This is a genomic window from Salmonella sp. SAL4457 (assembly GCF_046548235.1).
GTDB classification, from domain to species: Bacteria; Pseudomonadota; Gammaproteobacteria; order Enterobacterales; family Enterobacteriaceae; genus Salmonella; species Salmonella enterica.
This window is the reverse complement of record NZ_JBGDZO010000878.1, coordinates 1-255: the sequence shown is the minus strand read 5'-3', so window position 1 is coordinate 255 and position 255 is coordinate 1. Positions and strand designations below refer to the sequence as shown.

The 255-nt window shown below is 67.5% G+C and carries 1 protein-coding gene; it reads left to right on the top strand.

The features are described from left to right. Positions 1-11: 11 nt before the first annotated feature. The coding region (locus ACLJNW_RS26710; protein ID WP_410961584.1) for a PAS domain-containing protein at positions 12-255 on the top strand (244 nt) is incomplete at its 3' end.

The window sequence follows — 255 nt, the reverse complement described above, 5'->3', positions numbered from 1 at the left end:
ACCGGGGACTGGTGGAAAGCCTGAATGCCATCGCCTGGGAAATGCGCCTCGAGGATAACCGCTTCACCTACGTCTCGCCCCACGCCGAACGCCTGCTCGGCTATCCCCTCGGCGAATGGCTGCAGCCGGGCTTCTGGCAGCGGACCCTGCACCCCATGGACGCCGAGTACGCCATCCACTCCTGCATGCGCGAAAGCCCGGCCGGACGCGACCACAGCTTCGACTACCGGATGCTCGCCGCCGACGGCCGGGTAG